The organism is Myxococcus sp. CA051A, assembly GCF_013336705.1.
GTDB classification, from domain to species: domain Bacteria; phylum Myxococcota; class Myxococcia; order Myxococcales; family Myxococcaceae; genus Myxococcus; species Myxococcus llanfairpwllgwyngyllgogerychwyrndrobwllllantysiliogogogochensis.
This window is the reverse complement of record NZ_JABUMS010000081.1, coordinates 1-480: the sequence shown is the minus strand read 5'-3', so window position 1 is coordinate 480 and position 480 is coordinate 1. Positions and strand designations below refer to the sequence as shown.

1 protein-coding gene is annotated in these 480 nt (G+C 67.3%); it reads right to left on the bottom strand.

Annotated elements, in window-relative coordinates; all coding sequences use genetic code 11:
• Positions 1-480 (bottom strand): AMP-binding protein (locus HUA74_RS45000; protein WP_174459518.1); only part of this gene is annotated, 480 nt, incomplete at both ends.

The following is a 480-nucleotide window of genomic DNA, read 5'->3' as shown; positions in this document are numbered from 1 at the left end:
ATGAGGAGGAGCGAGGACGAGCTTGGAGCCGTGGAGGAGAGCGCCCCAGATTTCGAGGGTGGAGGCGTCGAAGGCGACGGGGGCTGCGTGGAGCCAGACGTCGGAAGCGGCGAAGGAGATGAAGGAAGAAGAGACGAGGCGGGTGACGCCTCGGTGAGGGACGCAGACACCCTTGGGCTCACCGGTGGAGCCGGAGGTGAACATGACGTAGGCGAGGTCATTGCCCGTCACGTCCAGAAGGGGCGCCGAAAGGGGCTGGCGAGCGATGCGAGAAGCCTCCTCATCGATGACGAGGAGGACGGCGCCGAAGGCAGGCAGGTCATCGACGACGTCGGAGTGAGAGAGGACGACGCCGGCTGAGGACTCGCGGAGGACGAAGGCGAGGCGGTCGGAGGGCCAGGCCTTGTCGAGGGGGACGTAGGAGGCGCCGGCCTTGAGGATGGCGAGGAGGGAGACGATGAGGTCGGCGGAGCGGTCGAG